Origin of the sequence: Plantactinospora sp. ZYX-F-223, assembly GCF_039649625.1 — a bacterium.
Taxonomy (GTDB): Bacteria; Actinomycetota; Actinomycetes; order Mycobacteriales; family Micromonosporaceae; genus Plantactinospora.
Genome location: NZ_JBDJAV010000216.1, coordinates 1 through 293, shown reverse-complemented (window position 1 = coordinate 293; position 293 = coordinate 1). Strand labels below are relative to the sequence as shown.

At 67.2% G+C, this 293-nt stretch carries 1 pseudogene; it reads right to left on the bottom strand.

Going from position 1 to position 293, the window contains the following annotated elements:
- Window positions 1–293, bottom strand: a pseudogene (locus AAH979_RS43250) (IS30 family transposase); the annotation flags it as partial.

Sequence of the window (293 nt, the reverse complement as noted above, 5' to 3'; positions counted from 1 at the left end):
ACACCGGGACGCCAGTCTCGACCGTGAAGCGTGCGTGCGCAGACAACTCCTTGCCGCGGTCCCGGGTCAGCGACCGGCATAGCTGCTCGGGCAGTGTCGTGATCGTCTCGGCGAGGGCTTTGCTCATCGTGATCGCCCCGTAGCCGGCGAGAGCGGGGCCGTTCTTCGTCCGCGGGATCACACCCCAGCCGGCCTCACGAGGCAGGTGGATCAACATCGTGAACCTCGTCGTCCGCTCGACCAGTGTCCCGATCGCGGAGCGCCGCAACCCGATGATCAGGTCCCCTTCCCAG